17 protein-coding genes are annotated in these 19,921 nt (G+C 61.0%); 9 read left to right on the top strand and 8 right to left on the bottom strand.

The features are described from left to right. Positions 1-143: 143 nt before the first annotated feature. From BW995_RS01790 to BW995_RS01770, 5 genes are all read left to right on the top strand, one after another. Positions 144-1,073 (top strand): Abi family protein, encoded by a 930-nt coding sequence (locus BW995_RS01790; RefSeq protein ID WP_076398359.1) that lies wholly within the window; start codon positions 144-146, stop codon positions 1,071-1,073. After that, positions 1,070-2,005, top strand: coding sequence for a GIY-YIG nuclease family protein (locus BW995_RS01785; RefSeq protein ID WP_076398357.1), 936 nt, complete (start codon positions 1,070-1,072; stop codon positions 2,003-2,005). Before BW995_RS01790 ends, BW995_RS01785 begins: the two co-directional genes overlap by 4 nt. Further along, complete coding sequence (locus tag BW995_RS01780; RefSeq protein WP_076398355.1) at positions 2,002-3,363, top strand: restriction endonuclease subunit S; 1,362 nt, start codon at positions 2,002-2,004, stop codon at positions 3,361-3,363. Before BW995_RS01785 ends, BW995_RS01780 begins: the two co-directional genes overlap by 4 nt. Beyond that, positions 3,360-6,500 (top strand): type I restriction endonuclease subunit R, encoded by a 3,141-nt coding sequence (locus tag BW995_RS01775; protein ID WP_245821209.1) that lies wholly within the window; start codon positions 3,360-3,362, stop codon positions 6,498-6,500. The genes BW995_RS01780 and BW995_RS01775 overlap by 4 nt, the downstream gene beginning before the upstream one ends. Positions 6,501-6,591: 91 nt before the next feature. Continuing rightward, positions 6,592-7,680, top strand: a complete 1,089-nt coding sequence (locus tag BW995_RS01770; RefSeq protein ID WP_084194499.1) for a S8 family peptidase — start codon at positions 6,592-6,594, stop codon at positions 7,678-7,680. A 295-nt stretch (positions 7,681-7,975) separates the two neighbouring features. Here BW995_RS01770 and BW995_RS01765 read toward each other — a convergent pair whose 3' ends face one another. From BW995_RS01765 to BW995_RS01755, 3 genes are all read right to left on the bottom strand, one after another. Continuing rightward, complete coding sequence (locus BW995_RS01765; protein WP_175616954.1) at positions 7,976-8,767, bottom strand: inositol monophosphatase family protein; 792 nt, start codon at positions 8,765-8,767, stop codon at positions 7,976-7,978. 107 nt (positions 8,768-8,874) lie between these two features. Continuing rightward, on the bottom strand, positions 8,875-9,324 hold the full coding sequence (locus BW995_RS01760) for a c-type cytochrome (RefSeq protein ID WP_076398351.1): 450 nt from the start codon (positions 9,322-9,324) through the stop codon (positions 8,875-8,877). A 123-nt stretch (positions 9,325-9,447) separates the two neighbouring features. Then, positions 9,448-11,268 carry a M3 family oligoendopeptidase gene (locus BW995_RS01755; RefSeq protein WP_407656299.1) on the bottom strand — a complete coding sequence of 607 codons (1,821 nt, stop codon included), beginning with the start codon at positions 11,266-11,268 and terminating at the stop codon, positions 9,448-9,450. Positions 11,269-11,458: 190 nt separating this feature from the next. Between BW995_RS01755 and BW995_RS01750 the strand changes: the two genes are divergently transcribed. The 4 genes from BW995_RS01750 (at position 11,459) to bfr (BW995_RS01735) (ending at position 15,010) form a co-directional block, all read left to right on the top strand. Beyond that, on the top strand, positions 11,459-13,225 hold the full coding sequence (locus BW995_RS01750) for an AMP-dependent synthetase/ligase (RefSeq protein ID WP_076398349.1): 1,767 nt from the start codon (positions 11,459-11,461) through the stop codon (positions 13,223-13,225). A 124-nt stretch (positions 13,226-13,349) separates the two neighbouring features. Next, positions 13,350-13,769, top strand: coding sequence for a Fur family transcriptional regulator (locus BW995_RS01745; protein ID WP_076398348.1), 420 nt, complete (start codon positions 13,350-13,352; stop codon positions 13,767-13,769). A 241-nt stretch (positions 13,770-14,010) separates the two neighbouring features. Beyond that, positions 14,011-14,490 carry a bacterioferritin gene (bfr, locus tag BW995_RS01740; protein ID WP_076398346.1) on the top strand — a complete coding sequence of 160 codons (480 nt, stop codon included), beginning with the start codon at positions 14,011-14,013 and terminating at the stop codon, positions 14,488-14,490. A 49-nt stretch (positions 14,491-14,539) separates the two neighbouring features. After that, a complete protein-coding gene (bfr, locus tag BW995_RS01735) occupies positions 14,540-15,010 on the top strand; it encodes a bacterioferritin (RefSeq protein ID WP_076398344.1) in 471 nt (156 codons plus the stop codon). 142 nt (positions 15,011-15,152) lie between these two features. Here bfr (BW995_RS01735) and sseA read toward each other — a convergent pair whose 3' ends face one another. From sseA to dusA, 5 genes are all read right to left on the bottom strand, one after another. Then, positions 15,153-16,010, bottom strand: a complete 858-nt coding sequence (gene sseA / locus BW995_RS01730) for a 3-mercaptopyruvate sulfurtransferase (RefSeq protein ID WP_076398342.1) — start codon at positions 16,008-16,010, stop codon at positions 15,153-15,155. A 227-nt stretch (positions 16,011-16,237) separates the two neighbouring features. Continuing rightward, entirely contained in the window at positions 16,238-17,248 is a 1,011-nt protein-coding gene (locus BW995_RS01725) for a cysteine synthase A (protein ID WP_076398340.1), read from the bottom strand. 106 nt (positions 17,249-17,354) lie between these two features. Further along, positions 17,355-17,972 carry an NUDIX domain-containing protein gene (locus BW995_RS01720; protein ID WP_076398339.1) on the bottom strand — a complete coding sequence of 206 codons (618 nt, stop codon included), beginning with the start codon at positions 17,970-17,972 and terminating at the stop codon, positions 17,355-17,357. 15 nt (positions 17,973-17,987) lie between these two features. After that, positions 17,988-18,644, bottom strand: coding sequence for a ParA family partition ATPase (parA, locus tag BW995_RS01715; protein WP_076398337.1), 657 nt, complete (start codon positions 18,642-18,644; stop codon positions 17,988-17,990). Positions 18,645-18,763: 119 nt separating this feature from the next. After that, positions 18,764-19,816 carry a tRNA dihydrouridine(20/20a) synthase DusA gene (gene dusA, locus BW995_RS01710; RefSeq protein ID WP_076398336.1) on the bottom strand — a complete coding sequence of 351 codons (1,053 nt, stop codon included), beginning with the start codon at positions 19,814-19,816 and terminating at the stop codon, positions 18,764-18,766. Between the last annotated feature and the right edge of the window lie 105 nt (positions 19,817-19,921).

Here is a 19,921-nt window from a genome sequence, read left to right as displayed (position 1 = left end):
AGAAACAGCTTTTGTGCCGCATGGAGAAGCTTTTTTGCTACACGGCAAAGCTTTTTTGCACTATAACGGGGGCAACAACACCCCCCACGCCTCTCGTCAGATCGGCGCACCATGGGGGGTTCATTCTTTTTGGGGGGTATGCGATGCAGTTCGCTAAACCTCCCACCTCTCTTTCCGAACAGATTGATCAGCTTGCCGCGCGCGGAATGGCCTTTCCTGACCGCGCCGAGGCCGAACACTGCCTTTCCCACATCAGTTATTACCGCTTGGCGGGCTATTGGCGCCCCTATGAAGCCGATACCGAAGACCACCAGTTCCAGACAGGCACCTGCTTTGCCCACATCCTGAGGTCATATACGTTTGACCGGGAACTGCGCCTGTTGTTGATGGATGCCATCGAACGTCTGGAGATATCCGTTCGGACGCAGTGGATGAATGTTCTGGTCCGGGCCCATGGCCCCCATGCGCACCTTGACCCGGACCTTTTTACCAGCCAGTCCAACAAGCAAGGCCGGATCATCTGGTCCCATGCCGAGGCCATACAGCGCCTGAAGGCAGAAGCCGCCAAAAGCCGCGAGCCGTTTATCGTGCATTTCCGCCAGAAATACCGCGAAGACCTGCCGCCGCTTTGGGCAACCTGTGAACTGATGGCACTTGGTGATGTTTCAAGATGGTTCGCCCGCACCAAAAGCAGCGCCCTGCGCAATCAGGTTGCCCGTGCCTACCAGCTTGATGAAAGCATTCTGGGATCATTCCTGCATCACCTCGCTGTTGTGCGGAACATCTGCGCCCACCACAATCGACTGTGGAACAGGGAATTTGTGGTGAGCTGGAAACTTCCGACCAAAAACCCGCCGTGGCTGGTCACCCATCTTGCCCACTCCCAAAGCGGAAAAATTTACAACACTCTGGTCATGATCATTTTCCTGATGGATATCATCAACCCCGCCTCCAGTTGGCGCAAGCGGCTGGCGGACCACATTGCCAGCGCATCCCCCGACCAGCAGACAGCGATGGGCTTTCCCGCTGACTGGCAAACACGTTCACTCTGGCAGCACGAGGCCACACCATGACCAAAGGCCGTTCCCTGCGCCTGTTTCTGGCCGATGGCAGTCCGGGCGGGATCATCACTGCCGAAATCATGAACTGGACCGGCCATGTGATGACCGCACCACGGTCACGGCTGGCCGATCTGATCCAGCGGCCCGAGGCCGGACGAACCGGAGTTTACATCCTGTCGGGCAGCGACCCCGAGGGCGGATACAAGCCGATGGCCTACATCGGGGAAACCGACAGCGTTGGCAAGCGGTTGACCGAGCACAACAAGGACGAAACGAAAGAATTCTGGGAGCAAACCTGCATTGTCACCAGCAAGGACCAGAATTTGACCAAGGCGCATGTGCGCTATCTGGAAAGCCGCCTGATCGCCATCGCCCAACAGGCCGGGCGGGTGACGCTGAACAACCGCACCGCCCCCGATGTCCCGCAACTCCCCGAGGCTGACCAGTCGGACATGGAATTTTTCATAGAGCAACTTAGGGTTGTGTTGCCAGTGCTGGGGCTGGACCTGCTGAAGGCGGCAACCACCGCCCGGCCCCTGCCGTCTCCGGCGGCGCAGGCGGGCGCAGACACCCCGCCGCCGCCGACCTTCGAGCTGAGCAGCAAGAAACACGACCTCCGCGCCGAGGCACGCGAGGTCGAGGGCGAATTCGTGGTGCTGGCCGGATCGCAGGCGCAGGCGTCATGGATCGGCGTTGCCGGTGGCTATGAAACCCTGCGTCAGCGGTTGATTGACGAGGGTGTTTTGCGGGCTACTGGCTCCGGTCCGCTGACATTTGCCCGGGACTACGCCTTTTCCAGACCCAGCGCCGCCGCCGCCGTGGTGCTGGGGCGATCCTCCAACGGCCGCGTCGAATGGGTGGTCAGTGGGACCAGAAAGACCTATGCCGACTGGCAGGATGCCCAGCTAGACGCCATCACCACCGCTCAGGGAGACGACGCATGACCTTCCCCCGTTACGCAGATTACAAGGACAGCGGTGTTGAGTGGCTGGGCGAGGTGCCGGCGCATTGGGGGGTTGTTTCACTAAAAAGAGATATCGCATTCCTTACCAGTGGCTCACGCGGATGGGCGGAGCACTATTCAGATGATGGCGTGTTATTCCTTCGGATTGGAAACTTAACCCGAGACAGCATCACTTTGGACTTATCCGATATACAACGGGTCAATTTGCCTGATGGTGCAGAGGGTGAGCGCACAAGGGTAGTTGCAGGGGATGTTTTATTTTCTATTACCGCATATTTAGGTTCTGTCGCAGTTGCTCCAAAGGGATTGGAAGAAGCATACGTTAGCCAGCATGTTGCCCTTGTTCGTCTGCATCAACGGAAGTTCATCCCCGCCTGGGTGGGATACGTGACACTCTCCAATATTGGCATCTCTTACCTCGAGACTCGAGGCTATGGAGGAACGAAGGTGCAATTGAGCCTAGATGATGTCGCAAATTTGATCGTAACCACCCCCCCCCTCCCCGAACAAACCGCCATCGCCGCCTTTCTCGACCACGAGACGGGGAAGATTGATGCGCTGGTGGCCGAGCAGGAAAAGCTGATTGCACTGCTGAAGGAAAAGCGTCAGGCCGTCATTTCCCACGCCGTCACCAAGGGCCTTGATCCGTCCGTTCCCCTGAAAGACAGCGGCATTGAATGGCTGGGGGAGGTGCCGGAACATTGGGAAATAAGCCGCATGAAGCACCTTTGCTCGCACGTCGTAGACTGCCTGCACACTACACCTACGTATGACGGAGAGCTTGAGTACCCAGCAATTAGAACCGCAGACGTAGATCGGGGTATCCTGTTACTGGACCAAGCCCGCCTCGTTTCACGCGAAATTTACGAAGAGCGCATCCAACGTCTCTGTCCAATGGCTGGTGACATTCTCTATTCCCGCGAAGGGGAGCGGTTCGGCATGGCCGCACTGGTTCCGGAAGACGTTAACCTTTGCCTTGGTCAAAGGATGATGATGTTCCGTACAAACGAGAGGGCACACCCGGCATTCATGATGTGGCTGCTTAACAGTGATGCAGTCTACCAACAGGTCTTAGAGAAAGTAGGAGGCTCAACATCCCCTCACGTAAATATCTCGGACATCATTAATTTCCATGTTCCATTGCCACCAAAGGATGAGCAATCGAGAATTGCGGAACGCATCGCAATTATAGCAACCTCTGTAGACACCCTCACCGCCGAAGCCGAACGTGCCATCGCGCTGCTGAAAGAACGCCGCTCGGCGCTGATTTCCGCCGCCGTCACCGGCAAGATTGACGTGCGCTGGTTCGTCGCCCCCACCCCGCAGGAGGCCGCATGATGAGCCTGCTTCATCGCGAAATCGCGTTTGAAAACGACATCTGCGCCGCGCTGGCCTCGGCGGGCTGGCGGTACAATCCAGCGGATGCCGCCGACTATGACCGCGCCCGCGCCCTGTTCCCCGCCGATGTGCTGGCGTGGGTGCAGGACACCCAGCCCGCCGCATGGGCGGCCTTGCAGCAAAACCACGGTTCCGCCGCCGGGGCGGTGGTGCTGGACCGCATCCGCAAACAGCTCGACGACCGGGGCACGCTGGAGGTGATCCGCTTTGGCGTCGAGCTGCTCGGCCTGCGGCACCCGCTGGCACTGGCCCAGTTCAAGCCTGCCCTCGGCCTGAATCCCGAACTGATGGCGCGCTATGCCGCCAACCGCCTGCGGGTGGTGCGGCAGGTGCGCTATTCGCTGCACTCCGAAAACTGCCTTGATCTGGTGCTGTTCCTCAACGGCATTCCGGTGGCTACCGCCGAGCTGAAAAGCGACTTTACCCAGAACGTTCAGGATGCGGTCGATCAGTACCGTTTTGACCGCGACCCGAAACCCGCAGGACAAGGCAGCGCCGAACCGCTGCTCGATTTCCCGCGCGGCGCGCTGGTCCATTTCGCCGTCAGTCAGTCGCTGGTGCGCATGACCACCAAACTGCAAGGCTCGGCCACCACCTTTCTGCCCTTTGACCGGGGCGACCACGGCGCGGCGGGCAACCCGCCCAATCCCGACGGCCATGCCACCGCCTATCTGTGGGAACAGGTGTGGGCGCCGGACTCGTGGCTGGAAATTCTGGGCCGCTATGTGGTGGCGACGCGGAACGCCAAAAAGGAAATCGAAAAGATCATCTTCCCGCGCTATCACCAACTGGATGCGACACGGGCCCTGATCCGGGCGGTGCTGGCCGAGGGGCCGGGGCAGAAATACCTGATCCAGCATTCCGCCGGATCGGGCAAAACCAACTCCATCGCCTGGACGGCGCATTTCCTCGCCGATCTGCACGACGCGGCGCAGAGCAAGCTGTTTGACTCCGTGCTGGTGGTCAGTGACCGCACCGTGCTGGATGACCAGTTGCAGGACGCCATCTTTTCATTCCAGCGCACCACCGGCGTTGTTGCCACCATCAGCCACGACAAAGGCAGCAAAAGCGGCCAGTTGGCCGAGGCTCTGGCGGCGGGGAAAAAGATTGTCGTCTGCACCATCCAGACCTTTCCCTTTGCCCTCGCCGAAGTCCAGACCCTTGCCGCCACCCAGGGCAAACGCTTTGCGGTGATCGCTGACGAGGCCCATTCCTCGCAAACCGGTACCGCAGCGGCGACGCTGAAACAAGTGCTGTCCGCCGAAGACATCAAGGCGCTGGAGGACGGCGGCGAAATCAGCACCGAAGACCTGCTCGCCGCCCAGATGGCTGCCCGCGCCAACATCAGCGGCATCACCTATGTCGCCTTTACCGCCACCCCCAAAGCCAAGACGCTGGAGCTGTTCGGTCGCAGGCCCGACCCGTCCAGCCCGGCCGGGGCGAACAACCTGCCCGCGCCATTCCACGTCTATTCCATGCGGCAGGCGATCGAGGAAGGCTTCATTCTCGATGTGCTGAAAAACTACACCCCCTACAAGCTGGCCTTCCGGCTGGCCTCCGGGGGGCAGGAATGGGATGAAACCCAGGTCGATGCCGACGCCGCCCTGAAGGGCATCATGCGCTGGGTGCGCCTGCATCCCTATAACATCAGCCAGAAAGTGAAGGTGGTGGTCGAGCATTTCCGCGACACCGTTGCCCCGCTGCTGGGTGGAACAGCCAAGGCGATGGTGGTCACTTCCAGCCGTCAGGAAGTGGTGCGCTGGCAACTGGCGATCCGTAAATACATCAAGGAGCAGGGCTACAAGATTGGAACGCTGGTGGCTTTTTCCGGCGAGGTTCAGGACGACGCAACAGGGCCGGAAGGCGTTACCGAGAACAGCAAACTCCTGAATCCGACGCTGGCCGGGCGCGACATGCGCAAGGCTTTTGCCACCGACGATTTCCAGATTCTGCTGGTTGCCAACAAGTTCCAGACCGGTTTTGACCAGCCGTTGCTGTGCGGCATGTATGTCGATAGAAAGCTGGATGGCATTCAGGCGGTGCAAACCCTGTCACGCCTGAACCGTGCCCATCCCGGCAAGGATACCACCTATATTCTGGACTTCGTCAACGAGCCCAAGGACATCCTGTCCGCCTTCAGGACCTATTACGCGACAGCCGAGCTTGCCAACGTCACCGACCCCAATCTGGTCTATGATGTGCGCTCGAAACTCGATGCGCTGGGGTATTATGACGATGCAGACATCGAACGCGTCGTCGCCGTCGAAATGGCTGCGCGCACATCGCAAGCCAAACTCACCGCCGCCATTGCCCCCGTCGCCGACCGGCTGCTAAAGCGGTACAAAACTCTGCAAGCCGCGCTGCAAGCCGCCAAAGCAGCCAAAAACAGCGCACAGGAAAAAGACGCCAAGGACGCAATCGACGCCCTGATCCTGTTCAAGCGCGATTTGGGGGCGTTCCTGCGTCTGTATGCCTTTTTGTCGCAGATTTTTGACTATGGGAACACCGACATCGAAAAGCGGTCGATCTTCTTCCGCCGCCTGCTGCCGCTGCTGGACTTTGGCCGCGAACGCGAGGGCGTCGACCTGTCCGATATCAGCCTGACCCACCACGCATTACGCAAACAGGGCACCTTCCCCCTCTCCATCAGCCAGGGGGACAGTCAAACGCTCCAGCCCATGACCGAGGCCGGCAGCGGTGCCGTTCACGACAAACGACAGGCCTTGCTGGCCGAAATCATCGCAGCGGTGAACACCCTGTTTGAAGGCGAGCTGACCGATGGCGACCAGTTGATCTACGTTAACGGCGTCATCAAGGGAAAATTGCTGGAATCCGACATCCTGACCGAACAGGCCGCCAACAATACCAAGGAACAGTTCGCCGCCTCGCCCGATCTGGCAAGCGCGCTGTTGAACGCCATCATGGACGCCCTGACCGCCCATAACACCATGAGCAAACAGGCTCTGCAGTCGGAAAAGATCCGGCACGGGCTGAAAACCATCCTGATCGAGCAGGCCGGGCTTTACGAAGACTTGCGGGCACAAGCCGTCTCGCGGGGAATGGCGGTGGCCTTCTAAACGGGTGATCCCACTTTTGCAATTAATAGCTGCAACCTCCTCCACTAAAGTTTACCATGGCAATGTTAACCACCTATAGTGGGGTGATGTCATGCCGCAAAATCCTGACAAGAGCTGGTCATTGCACGACGTTAACGCCGACGGGATTCCAGTCCCCGAGGACTGGGGCGGATTGATGGCCGCCCACATTGACACCGGTGTAACCCGAGGCCACCCGGCTTTGGGGAGCTGGGTCCGGATTGATCTGGGGGTTAATTACATCGAGAAAGGGCAAGAGCCCGTCGACCCGCTGCACGCCGGAACCGGCAAATTCCCCGGCCACGGCACCCGGACCAGCAGTGTCCTCACCGGCTGGCAGGACGGCGTCTTTCGCGGGGTGGTGCCAAAGCTGCCGATTATTCCCTACCGGGTCAGTGAAACGGTGATCATCTCAGATGTTCTTCAGGAAAACGTTCACCTCAACATCGCCAATGCCATTTATCACGCTGTCGGGCATGGCTGTCAGGTGATGTCGATCAGCATGGGCATCCCCGGCCTGCCCAGCGACAACGAGCTTGGTCGCGCCCTTGACCGCGCCTACAACGCCGGGGTAATTGTCTGTGCTGCCGGAGGTCAGAAAATTGACCGGTTCTGCTATCCGGCCAAATTCTTTCGCGCCATCGGCGTTGGTGGCTACAAGGGCTATTCCGAAAACCTGGTTATTTATCAATCCTATGGCCAGAAAGGCTCAATGAATGCCTTCGCCGACGTCTGGGCTCCGGCAGAGCCGATATGGCGCGCCGAGGCACTGGACCTGGCCACCGACAAAGCCTCTCCGTATGGCTGGGGCGATGGCACATCGTTTGCCACACCTCACGTTGCAGGCGCTGCTGCACTGTGGCTGCATGCCAAACGGCAGGATCTCATCAAGGCATACGCCAAGCCATGGATGCGCATCGAGGCCTTCCGCCTGCTGCTGCGCCAGACGGCACGCAATCTGCGTGTGGCCGGGTATCAGAAGTTTAACCAGATGCGGCCCGCCGCCAGCAGTGACTATCTGCCCCTCCCGCGCAAAGGCGACCAGCGGGAGGGCATGAACATCAGCGGCGGTCTTGATGTCAAGGCACTGCTGGACGCGCCGCTGCCCGACGCCAAAGACTTGGTCGAGGTCGCAGCCACGGCCGAAAACCAAACGTGGTAGAGCATTGTGCGAAAAATGGGAACCGGTTTTCGCAACAACAATGCGGCAGAACAAAAAGGCAGAGCATTGTGCCTGCGTCTGGTCACAGTGCACGACAGTTTTTGAGAAAGAATGGGCTACCGCCCATGCCCGTTCGGAGGCGATCCCCCCGGACCCCCATTTTTTTCTTTTATGATCAAAGGAATGGGGTCTGGGGCCGACTGGCCCCAGCGAGGTGTGGAGCAGCGCTCCATGATCCTGTTTTTTTGTTTGTCATGCGCGGTGTAAACGTGAACAGCGCTCACACCCCTCTGCCTCACCCCGGCAACAGATCGTTGATCCGCTCCCAAATCTCCCGGTCCGGGGCGACGATCAGTTCGCCGTCCTGCCGGGTTGGCTGATAGGGCGCGTTCTGCCCGCGCAGGGCGGAATAGCCGCCCGCTTCGTGGTGCAACAGCACCCCGGCGGCGTGATCCCACGGTTTCAGGCGGTTATAGACGGCAAAATGAACCCGGCCATCGGCCATGGCGGCATAATCATGGGCGGCGCTGCCGTGGCGGACGCGCAGGGCGTACTGTTCTTCCAGCCTGTTTGCCAGCCGTCCGCGCCCCAACGAGCCGATCAGCGACGACAGCGGCTGGCCGTGGCCGCTGACCTGAATGCGACGCCCGTTGCAACAGGCTCCGGCGCCCTGTTCGGCGATCCACAGGCGGTCGCCGATCGGGTCCCAGATCCAGCCCGCCACCGTCTGGCCGTGTTCGACCAGCGCCACCATGCAGGCAAAGGCCGGGTGGCCACGGGCGAAGTTGGCGGTTCCGTCAACGGGATCAACCACCCATACCGGCTGGTCTCCGCTCAGGCGGTCAAGAACGGCGGGATTGGCATAGACAGCCTCTTCCCCGACCACCACCGACCCCGGCAACAGGTCCGGCAGTCGGCAGGTCAGTTGGGCTTCGGCCTGTTCATCGGCATCGGTCACCATATCATTGGCCGATGTCTTGGAGCGGATGGCATCGGCCCCCAAGGTCTTGTAACGCGGCACGATTTCCTCGGCGGCCACGTCGATTATCAGGCGCGCAACCCGATCTATGTCGATGGTCTTTGTCATGCCCCTGATGTAGCGGGATTCGGTTGCACTGCGAACCAAAATCGACAGCGCAACCCCATTTTCCCCCACAAGGCGCAAGCCTTGCGGCTTTTACAGCATGACGGCGGTCAATCGGCCTTTTTGAAATCCCCGTGGCAATCCTTGCAGCTTTTGGCGGTACGGGCGAAAGCCTTCAGGCTGGCCGCGCTGTCCCCGGCCTTGATCGCCTCGACCAGTGCAGCCGCCTGAGTGGTACTGTTGCGCGCGGCGTCGGCAAAATCGTCCGGCTTGCGCCAGACATCCGGCAACGCCTCGCTGGTGCCGCCATCAGAGCCAGCCGGGAACAGCGAAGCGGTTCTGCCCGACAGATCACGGACCTTTTCCGCCAGCGGCAGAGCCTTGGCCGCATCGATTTGCGGCTGATCCATCAGCGGGCGCAATGCTTTCATCGCATCGCTCATCGCCTTCATGGTGTCCATCCGCTCTTTGACCACCCCGGTGGCGTGTTCATGGGCATGGCTGGCAAAGGGCATCACGGCCAGCACCAGTCCCAACGCGATGGCAGGCAAGGATTTCACGGTACAGTCTCCTGTTTCAGCTTGTGTTCTTGTGCGCCAGCATAGGCAGAATTACGGCAACAGAAAGGCGGGGCTGCCTGATGAACAGACGGCCCCGCCCCGCAGGCAAACAGTCAAAACAGATCAGAAGCTTTCGGCCAGTTCGTCGATGAAGCCCTTTACCACCCCGATGCCCTTTTTCCAGAACGCCGGATCGCTGGCATCCAGCCCGAACGGGGCCAACAGTTCCTTGTGCCGCAGGGTTCCGCCTGCCGACAGCATCGCCAGATACTTGTCTTCAAAGCCCTCGGCGCCCTGCTCATAGACGCCATACAGGCTGTTCACCAGACAGTCGCCAAAGGCATAGGCATAGACATAGAACGGTGAATGAATGAAGTGCGGGATATAGGCCCAATAGTGCTGATAGTCTTCGTCAAAGGTAAAGGCCGGTCCCAGACTGGTGCGCTGGGCATCCATCCAGATTGCGCCCAGCCGCTCGGCGGACAGCTCGCCCTGACGGCGTTCGGTGTGAACCTGACGCTCGAACTCGTGGAAAGCGATCTGGCGCACCACGGTGTTCAGCATGTCCTCGACCTTGCCCGCCAGCAGGATGCGGCGGCGCTTGGGGTCGGTTTCGTCGTTCAGCATGGCGCGGAAGGTCAGCATCTCGCCGAACACCGAGGCGGTTTCCGCCAGTGTCAACGGGGTGTTGGCCATCAGCGTGCCCTGCCCGGCGGCCAGCATCTGGTGGCAGCCATGGCCCAGTTCGTGGGCGAGGGTCATCACGTCGCGGGCCTTGCCCATGTAGTTCAGCAGCAGGTACGGATGGGCCGACGACACCACCGGATGGGCAAAGGCCCCCGAGGTCTTGCCCGCACGGGCCGGAACGTCGATCCACGGCTTGTCAAAGAAGTTCTGCGCCACCGTCGCCAGCTTGGGCGAGAAGCGGCCATAGGCCCCCAGCACCAGCTCGGTCGCTTCGGCCCACGAATACTTGCGGTCGGCATCGTCCGGCAGTGGGGCGTTGCGGTCCCAGTAGTTCAGCTTTTCGACGCCAAACCACTTGGCTTTCAGGCCGTAATAGCGGTGCGCCAGATCGGGGTAGCTGTCCTTCACCGCACTGACCAGCGCCTGCACCACCTCGTCTTCGACCTGATTGGCGAGGTTGCGCGATGACAGCGGATTCGGGTAGCGCCGCCACTTGTCCTCGATTTCCTTGTCCTTGGCCAAGGTGTTGGTGATCAGCGAGAACAGGCGGATGTTGTCCCCCAGCACCTTGCCCACTGACTTGGCCGCTTCGCGGCGCTTGTCACCGTCGCGGTCGGACATGCAGGTCATCGCCTCGGTGACGGTCATTTCCTTCCCGGCAATCGGAAAGCGCAGAGCGGCCATCGTCTCGTCGAACAGGCGCATCCACGCGCTGCCGCCAGTGATTTCCTTTTCGTGCATCAGCTGTTCCAGCTCGTCGGACAGCTGATGGTTCTGGTACAGGCGCAGATCGCGCACCCACGAGGCATAATGCGCCGCGTCCGGGGCCGCCATCTTGGCCGCCAGAACGTCATCGTCCAGACGGTTGATTTCCAGCGTGAAGAACAGCGTTTCGGTCGAAACCTCGGTGCCCTTTTCGCTCAGGCCCTGATAAAAACGACCGACCTCGGGGTCGGACACTGCTCCGGCATGGACCAGTTGACCATAGGACAGGATCTTGTACAGGGTGTCGCAAATCTGCTCGAACTCGGCGATTGCCTGACCAAAGGTTGCGCCGTCAATCTCGGCCACCTTGCCGCGATAGCTGGCGGCAAACGCCTTCGCCCGCTGCTCGACGGCAGCAATGTCGGCTTTCAGTTCGGCAGAGTCCGGGCCGGGATACAGGTCTGACAGATCCCACTCCGGCAGGTTTTCCAGCCCGCCCGCCCCGGCAGTATCAGCACCATCCGGCAAAGCGGTTTTCCCGAGACCCATCATATGCAGCATCCACACGCTCCGTGAAAAAGTGACAGCCATTCGCCGTCAGGATAGCCTGATATGGGGGACGATGCGAACAAAACGCAACAGGGAAAGAGGATCTTTTCCCCCTGTCTTCAGCCTGTTATTCCTATCATATGATTACCGGTGCAACCGTTTCCCGTTCCCACAGCAGAAAGTCAGACCCGCCGTGACCAGCCGCGCCCTTGACTTCACCCAGCCCCGCACGCTGTGCGATGCCTTTTTCACCCAGGCCCGCCGCTTTGGCAGCCAGCCGTTCCTGTGGAGCAAGGCCGACGGCACATGGCAGGCCCGGTCATGGCAAACGGTGGCCGGGCAGGTGGAACAGCTCGCCCGCGGACTGCTGACCGCCTGCGCCCTGCAACCGGGGGAGCGGGTGGTGATCGTGGCGGACAACCGCCCGGAATGGTGCATTGCCGATCTGGCGATCATGGCCGCAGGCGGGATTACCGTTCCGGCCTACACCACCAACACCGTTGCCGACCATTTGCACATCCTGCGCGACTGCACGCCATCGGTGGTGATCTGCACCGGCAAGCTGGCCCCCCGCCTGCTGCAAGCCGCCACCCAGACGGCGGTTCCACCACAGATCATCCTGCTGGACCCGGCGGATCTGCGGCAAAATCCCGGCCTGTCGCTGGTGATGTGGGATGATGTCTGTCAGGCCGGGCAGCAGGCGACAGATATCCCCCTGCCGGGTTTGCACGCCCACCCGACTGACACCGCCTGCCTGATCTATACCTCGGGCACCGGCGGCGCCCCCAAAGGCGTGATGCTGTCGCATCAGGCGATCCTGCACAATTGTCTGGGTGCCCATCAGGTGGTGGTGCAACTGGGACTGGGCGAGGAGCGTTTCCTGTCCTTCCTGCCGCTCAGCCACGCCTATGAACACACCGCCGGGCAGTTTTTCCCGATCACCATCGGTGCCCAGATTGCCTATGCCGAAAGCCTGGATGCGCTGGCCAGCAACATGCAGGACATGCAGCCGACCATCATGACCGCCGTCCCCCGCCTGTATGAAGTCCTGCGCCAAAAGATTTTGCGCGGGGTCGAACGGCAGGGCGGCAGCAAGGCGGCATGGTTTACCCGTACCCTGCGGCTGGGTGAACAGGCCCTGCGCGCACCGGAAACGATGCGCTGGCGCGACACGGCCCTGAACGGCCTGTGCAGCCTGCTGGTGCGGCGAAAGGTCAAGGCCCGCTTTGGCGGACGCCTGAAAGCGTTCGTCTCGGGCGGTGCCCCCCTGAACAGCGACGTTGGCGCGTTCTTTACCGCGCTGGGGGTGCGCATCCTGCAAGGCTATGGGCAAACCGAAGCCGCTCCGGTGATTTCCGTCAATATCCCCCGGCGCGTGCGGCTGGATGCGGTCGGCCCGGCCTTGTACGGCGTCGAGCTGAACATTGCCGGCGATGGCGAAATCTGTGTCCGGGGTCCACTGGTGATGAACGGATACTGGAACAACCCGCTGGCAACGGCGCAGGTTCTGGATGCTGACGGCTGGCTGCACACCGGAGATATCGGCGAAATTTCGCCCGAAGGCGACCTGCGCATCACCGACCGCAAGAAGGACATCATCGTCAATTCCGGTGGCGACAACATCTCGCCGCAACGGCTGGAAGGCTTTTTGACCCTGGAGCCGGACATTGCCCAGGCGATGGTCCATGGCGATGGCCGACCGCACATGGTGGCCCTGATCGTCCCCGGCGAAGACTGCCTCCGCCGCCATCAAGGCGACCCCGAAGCCCTGCGGCAGGCCGTTCTGGCCGCCGTCGGACGGGTGAACGGCGGGCTGTCGGCCATCGAGAAAATCCGCAGCATCGCGCTGGCGGACGAGGCCTTTACCATCGACAATGGCATGCTGACCCCGACGCTAAAATTGTGCCGCCATGTTATTCTCGCCCGCTATCGCGGCCTGCTGGATGCCTTGTACCGATAACAAGGGGGGGAGTCTCTGGGGCTTGGCGCGGAAAACCTGTTGAAAAAACAGGGGCACGCTTTATATTGCGAATGCTTCTTACTTTAAGCAAAGTCGGCTTCCCCCTTTCCACAGGAACCCCACCATGGCAGTCCGTGACGCAACGCTCCGAGAGCCAGCCCCCCAAACCCTGCGGCGTCACCGCATCCTGCCAACACGTCAGCGGATCGCCATGCTGGAAGCCCTGCGCGATACCCTGCAAACCCACATCAGCCCCGACCAGTTCCACCGCGACCTGACCGAAAAGGGCCAGCGCCTGTCGCTGGCGACCGTCTATAACACGCTCAACCAGTTTGCCGCTGCCGGACTGGTCCGCCGAATCGGCTTTGGCGAGCGTATCTGGTTCTGCACCGATCCGAACCTGCACCATCACTACTTCAATGAATCCCTTGGGACTTTAGAGGCGATGAACGAGCCGTTTCCTCTGCCCGAAACCCTGCCGAGCGCCCCGGCGGGCACCGAAATCTGTGGAATCGACATCATCGTGCGCCTGCGCAACGTCTGACGATGCCGCAGCGGAAAGCCTGAATACCCGATTCAAGCGCTCAACATTTGAAAGTGCGACTTTGTTGCAACAGAACAGGAACCGGTAACACGTTCACCAACAACGGTTTTTGGCTGACGCGAACGGCATCGATTTAGAAAGCATTTAAGCCTCAATAGTAACTTATTGATTTTACTTGATTTTTTCTCGGCACATCCGTATCTTGGCGGAAGTGAAGATTACTTGCGCCCGGAGATGTGCCATGCAGGGTAAACAAATTATCATCGACCGCCTGAACACGCTGCTGGCGGGCGAGCTGTCCGCCGCTGACCAGTATTTCGTCCACGCCCACATGTACGAAGACTGGGGCCTGAACAAGCTGTACGAGCGCATCAAGCACGAACAGCAGGACGAGCTGGAACATTGCCAGGAGCTGATCAAGCGCATCCTGTTCCTGGGGGGCGTGCCCGATCTGGTGACCCGCGACGCGATCCACGTCGGCCATGATGTCCCGTCAATGCTGCAAAGCGACCTGAATGTCGAAATCTCGGTGGTCGCCGCCCTGAAGGACGCCATTGCCCTGTGCGAACGTGAGCAGGACTACCAGACCCGCGAAATTCTCCTGAAGATGCTGGAAGACACCGAAATCGACCATGGCTACTGGCTGGAAAAGCAGCTGGGCCTGATCGAAAAGATCGGCCTGCAGAACTACCAGCAGTCGATGATGGGTTCGGCCGGCTGAGGTTTCAGCCACGGTTCCCCGCCCCCCTTCTTCTTTAGGAGCTGTCCCCATGAAAGGTGACAAGAGCGTCATCGCCGCCCTGAACGGCGTGCTCAAGATCGAACTGACCGCCATCAACCAGTACTTCCTGCACGCCCGCATGCTGAAGCATTGGGGCCTCGCCGGCCTGGGCAAGTCGATCTACAAGCAGTCGATCCGCGCCATGAAGGAAGCCGATGAGATCATCGAGCGCGTCCTGTTCCTCGAAGGCCTGCCGAACCTGCAAGACCTCGGCAAGCTGCATATCGGCGAAGACGTGCCGGAAATCATCGCCGCCGATCTGGGCATGGCCACCGACCTGCGCACCGCGCTGGTGAGCACCATTGCCCTGTGTGAAACCTCGCAGGATTACGTCAGCCGCGACGAGCTGCAGGAACTGCTGGAAGAATGCGAAGAGCATATCGACTGGCTGGAAACCCAGCAGAGCTTGATCAACGACGTCGGCCTGCCGAACTACCTGCAGTCGGCAATCGAAGACTGAGTTTCCGTCTGCCGTACTGATAAAAAGCCCGGGTCCGTCATTGACGTGCCCGGGCTTTTTTTGACTCTCAACACAATGGGGTCCGGGGCCTCAAGGCCCCGGCGAGGTGTGGAGCAGCGCTCCACGTCCCCCTCCTCTTTCCTCAGCCCACCGCAATCGGCAACTCGGCCCGGCTGCCCCACTCGCTCCACGAGCCATCAAAGATCGAGATATCATCCTTGCCCAGCAGATAGCCAGCCATGGCAATCACGCAAGCGGTTACGCCGGAGCCGCACGAGGCCACCAGCGGCTTTGACAGGTCAACACCGGCGGCATCGAACTGCTGACGCAACTGCTCGGGCGGCAGGAAGGTCTTGCTCTGCGGGTCGATCAGGGCGGTAAAGGGCAGATTCAGCGAGGCAGGAATCCGCCCCTGACGCACACCGGCCCGTGGCTCCGCTTCTTCGCCCCGGAACCGACCCGGCGAGCGGGCATCAACCACCTGCTCGGGCGTTTCCGCCGTCAGGTTGGCAAGCAGGTTTTCTGCCGAGCGGAACAGGGTGGTGTCCATGCGGGCGGTAAAATGACGCTCGCGGGCGGGCGGCGGCAGGTCTTCCACCGGGCGGTTCTCGGCCAGCCACTTGGGCAGGCCCCCGTCAAGCACCGACACATTGGTCGCCCCGAACAGGCGGAACAGCCACCACACCCGACAGGCGGCCATCACGCCGCCGTTGCTGTCATAAACCACCACGTGGTTGCCATCACCCAGCCCCAGCTTGCGCACCTTGGCGGCAAACACTTCGGCGGCAGGCACGGTGTGTTTATAGGGGCTGGTGCGGTCGGCAATGTCGTCGATATCGAAAAATACCGCCCCCGGCACATGACAGGCTTCGTATTCGGCCCGCATGTCGCGGCTGGGGTCCAGACTATAGCTGGCGTCAACCACCCGCACATCCGGGGCGGCCAGATGGTCAGCCAACCATTGCGTGCTGACCAGGGGGTCGGGACGGGTATAAGACATTGGCGCTTCCTGTTGCTGCGTTTCCACCTGCCAGAGCATTGTGCGAAAAGTGGAAACCGGTTTTCGCAAGAACAATGCGACAGAACAAAATCCTGGACCAGCGTGCCTGCATCCGATTTAACGCACGCTGGTCTAGCCAATGGCAACGACAGGCCCTGCAAAGGCACCGCCGTTACCGCCGTGGCAGAAAGACGATGCCCCCGCAGGGACAGGAAGGCAATCTCCTTTTATGCGGACGCCATCCACGGCGGACACGGGAGACCCTTTTCAGCCAGAAACGCCGGGTTGTAGAGCTTCGACTGATAACGGGCACCACCATCGCACAGGATGGTTGCCACCACCGCATCCGGGCCAAGCTGACGCCCCAGACGAATGGCCGCCGCCACGTTGACCCCCGACGAGCCGCCCAGCACCAGACCATCGCGGATCACCATGTTGAACAAAACGTTCAACGCTTCGTCGTCAGCAATGCGGAAGGCATCATCAACCGGCAGGTCTTCGAGGTTGGCGGTCACCCGCCCCTGCCCGATGCCTTCGGTGATCGACGAGCCTTCGGCCTTCAGTTCACCGTTTTTCACCCAGTCATACAGCGCCGATCCGTGCGGATCGGCCAGCGCGCAGACGATGTTCGGGTTGCGCTCCTTCAGCGCCGCCGCCGTTCCCCACAGCGTGCCACCGGTGCCGACAGCACAGGTGAAGCCGGTGACCGTCCCGGCGGACTGGTCCCAGATTTCCGGGCCGGTGGTGCGGTAATGGCCCATGCGATTGGCGGTATTGTCGAACTGGTTGGCCCAGAACGCCCCCAGTTCTTCGGCCAGACGACCGGAATAACGGGCGTAGTTCATCGGGTCCTTGTAGGGCACCGCCGGAACCAGCCGCAGGTCTGCACCACACAGGCGGAGCATGTCCTTCTTTTCCTGGCTCTGCGTTTCGGGCATCACGATGATGGTCTTGTAGCCCAGCGCATTGCCGACCAGCGCCAGACCGATACCGGTGTTGCCAGCGGTCCCTTCGACGATGGTGCCGCCCGGCGGCAGGACGCCACGTTCGCGCGCATCCATGATCAGCGCCAGCGCCGCCCGGTCCTTGACCGAGCCACCGGGATTGAGAAACTCGGCCTTGCCCAGAATGGTACAGCCCGCCTGTTCGGACGCCCACGGCAACCGGATCAGCGGCGTGTTGCCGATACTGTCGAGGAACCCATCCTTGACGGCGCCGTTTTTCTGCACAGAAATCATGTGAAATTACCCTTAATCCACAGCTTTCTGTAAGATTATGGTGCCACAGGCGAGCAATCAAGTCTTTCAGTCGGACTTTTTGCAATCCGGTTGCAATACAGCCGCCTCAGCAGCCCCACTGCTGATGCAGGCGGTCACGATTCAACAGCAACCACTGAATGGCAATGATGGTGGTGACGTTGTTGACCTTGCCGGTTTCCAGCGCCCATTGCAACTCGTCAACGGTCATGGTGAACACCCGGATGTCTTCGCCCTCGGCAGCCACCCCGTGCAGACCATGCGCCTCGCTGGCATCGACCCGCCCGACGAACAGGTCAATGGTTTCGGTACACACGCCCGGCGTCACCATGTAGGACATGATTTTCTGCAACTCGCCGATGCGAACCCCGGCTTCTTCCTCGGCCTCGCGCCGACAGACGGCCTCGGCGGTTTCCCCCGGCTCGATGATCCCGGCGACGATTTCCAGCATCCACGGTGCCTGATCGGCCAGCCACGCACCGGGGCGGAACTGTTCGATCATCACACAGCACTCACGCACCGGATCATACAGCAGCACCGCCGCCGCGTTACCACGCTCGACCACCTCGCGGACGATCTCCGGCCCCATGCCTCCGGCGTACTGCTCATGCCGCAGGGTCAGCTTGTCAACCTTGCAATAGCCATTGGCGACCCGCTCACGGGCCAGCAATTCAACGCGGGTCGGGGTGGTATCGGGCAACGGCATCGAAAACTCCCGGAGTTATTTCTTGCTGACAGACTGCGCATAGGCACGGGCTTCGTCGGCCAAAGCCCGCAGCTCGGCGGCGGCGGTGGTGCGCGAGCCGACCTCGGTCACGCCGCGCCCGTCCATCATCGACGAAGCGAACACCTGCCGGTTCCCCAGACTTGCCTTGGCGATCGGCAGATTGTCTTCGGCCAGCTTGGCAATCACCTGCTCGGGCAGGGTTCCGCGCGGCGGCATACGGTTCAGCACGATCAGGAACGGGCGCTTTTCCTTGCGGGCCACATCCAGCGTCGGGCCAATCGCCCACAGGTCCATCGGGCTGGGCTGCACCGGCACCAGCACCAGATCAGCCGCCCGGATGGCCGCCTTGGCATCGGTTTCGGCATGGGGAGGACTGTCAACGATCACCACGTCGAAATCCTGCCGCAGCCGGTCAAGCTCGGTCCCCAGACGCCAGCCGGCCACCGTGGAGAGGTGAATCCCCCCGGCATCCTGATCGGCCAGCGTCCGCCGCCGCACCATGTGCCAGGCGGTCAGGCTGGCCTGCGGGTCAATGTCGAGGACCGCCACCTTTTTCTGTGATCCCGCCCAGTGGACGGCCAACTGCGCCGCCAGAGTGGTTTTCCCGGCACCGCCCTTTTGCTGGGCGATGGTGATCACGGTTGCGGTCATCAAACGGTCTCCCCTTGAAAATCGTCACCGGAGCATCGCGCAGGGCGCGTGCATCGGGCAAGCACACACTCAGGCTAAGGCTTTGGGGCTGATTTGCAACCCCTTTCCGCATCGCACCATCAGGACAGATCGCCGCCCTGCCCCTCTGCACTGGCCATTTTCTCCTCGCGGGCGGCAAAGGCCCGGCGGGCAATGTCCAGCGCTTCGTCCACCACCGCCAGCCCGGCCCTCGGCAGGTGGGCGTTCTGGCTAAGGTGACGACGCCACAGCCGACCGCCCGGCTGGCCGTGGAACAGCTCGAGGATATGGCGGGTCATCCGGCTCAGCGGTACGCCTTCGGCCAATTTCTCGGCGATATAGGGACGATAGGCCTCGATCACCTCAAAGCGGTCGCGGATCGGGTGATCATCGCCAAAGATATCGCGGTCAGCCGTCGCCAGCACATAGGGCGTCTCGTAGGCCGCCCGGCCAATCATGCAGCCATCGACTGCCGGGAAATGCTCCAGACAGGCGTCGATGCTGCGCAGGCCGCCGTTGAGGATGATTTCCAGATGAGGGAAGTCGCGTTTCAACTGATGCACCACGTCATGACGCAGCGGCGGAATCTCGCGGTTTTCCTTTGGTGACAAGCCGGTAAGCCACGCTTTGCGAGCATGAACCACAAACGTTTCGCACCCGGAACCAGCCACCTGCGAAACAAACTGCGTTAGCAGTTCATAACTGTCGAGGTCATCAATGCCAATCCGGTGCTTGACCGTCACCGGCAACGACGTCGCATCGCGCATCGCCTTCACACAGTCAGCTACCAACCCAGGCTCGGCCATCAGGCAGGCCCCAAACCGCCCCGCCGACACCCGGTCCGATGGGCAGCCGACGTTCAGGTTGACCTCGCGATAGCCCCAGTCCTCGGCAATGCGGGCACAGCGCGCCAGTTCATCCGGCACCGATCCCCCCAACTGCAACGCCAGCGGCTGTTCCTGCGCATCGTAATCCAGGAACCGCTCCCGCTTGCCAAACAGGATCGCCCCGGTGACCACCATTTCGGTGTACAGCAGGGTATGCTGGGTCATACAGCGCAAAAAAGCCCGGTCAAAGCGGTCAGTCCAGTCCATCATCGGCGCAACGGACAGGCGGCGGTCGGGTGAACGCGTTGTTTTTACTGAATTTTCCATACGATATGATCCTGGAGTCATGATCCCTGACAGGACACGACAGTCGCGGAACAAGAGCAGGCTGCCGCCTGAACCGCTTGGGGGTCTATGCCCCCAAACCCCCAT

It is taken from the genome of Insolitispirillum peregrinum (assembly GCF_900156605.1).
GTDB lineage: Bacteria > Pseudomonadota > Alphaproteobacteria > Rhodospirillales > Rhodospirillaceae > Insolitispirillum > Insolitispirillum peregrinum.
The sequence above is the reverse complement of the archived record's forward strand: the minus strand, read 5'-3'. Positions and strand labels throughout refer to the sequence as shown.

Excerpts from the sequence above, each read along its gene's own strand:
- BW995_RS01755 (WP_407656299.1), bottom strand. The coding sequence starts at position 11,268 with ATGATGGGTCTCGGGAAAACCGCTTTGCCGGATGGTGCTGATACTGCC.
- BW995_RS01780 (WP_076398355.1), top strand. The coding sequence starts at position 2,002 with ATGACCTTCCCCCGTTACGCAGATTACAAGGACAGCGGTGTTGAGTGG.
- bfr (WP_076398346.1), top strand. The coding sequence starts at position 14,011 with ATGCAGGGTAAACAAATTATCATCGACCGCCTGAACACGCTGCTGGCG.
- sseA (WP_076398342.1), bottom strand. The coding sequence starts at position 16,010 with ATGTCTTATACCCGTCCCGACCCCCTGGTCAGCACGCAATGGTTGGCT.
- BW995_RS01725 (WP_076398340.1), bottom strand. The coding sequence starts at position 17,248 with ATGATTTCTGTGCAGAAAAACGGCGCCGTCAAGGATGGGTTCCTCGAC.
- BW995_RS01790 (WP_076398359.1), top strand. The coding sequence starts at position 144 with ATGCAGTTCGCTAAACCTCCCACCTCTCTTTCCGAACAGATTGATCAG.
- BW995_RS01720 (WP_076398339.1), bottom strand. The coding sequence starts at position 17,972 with ATGCCGTTGCCCGATACCACCCCGACCCGCGTTGAATTGCTGGCCCGT.
- bfr (WP_076398344.1), top strand. The coding sequence starts at position 14,540 with ATGAAAGGTGACAAGAGCGTCATCGCCGCCCTGAACGGCGTGCTCAAG.
- dusA (WP_076398336.1), bottom strand. The coding sequence starts at position 19,816 with ATGGAAAATTCAGTAAAAACAACGCGTTCACCCGACCGCCGCCTGTCC.
- BW995_RS01775 (WP_245821209.1), top strand. The coding sequence starts at position 3,360 with ATGATGAGCCTGCTTCATCGCGAAATCGCGTTTGAAAACGACATCTGC.
- BW995_RS01745 (WP_076398348.1), top strand. The coding sequence starts at position 13,350 with ATGGCAGTCCGTGACGCAACGCTCCGAGAGCCAGCCCCCCAAACCCTG.
- BW995_RS01770 (WP_084194499.1), top strand. The coding sequence starts at position 6,592 with ATGCCGCAAAATCCTGACAAGAGCTGGTCATTGCACGACGTTAACGCC.
- parA (WP_076398337.1), bottom strand. The coding sequence starts at position 18,644 with ATGACCGCAACCGTGATCACCATCGCCCAGCAAAAGGGCGGTGCCGGG.
- BW995_RS01765 (WP_175616954.1), bottom strand. The coding sequence starts at position 8,767 with ATGACAAAGACCATCGACATAGATCGGGTTGCGCGCCTGATAATCGAC.
- BW995_RS01785 (WP_076398357.1), top strand. The coding sequence starts at position 1,070 with ATGACCAAAGGCCGTTCCCTGCGCCTGTTTCTGGCCGATGGCAGTCCG.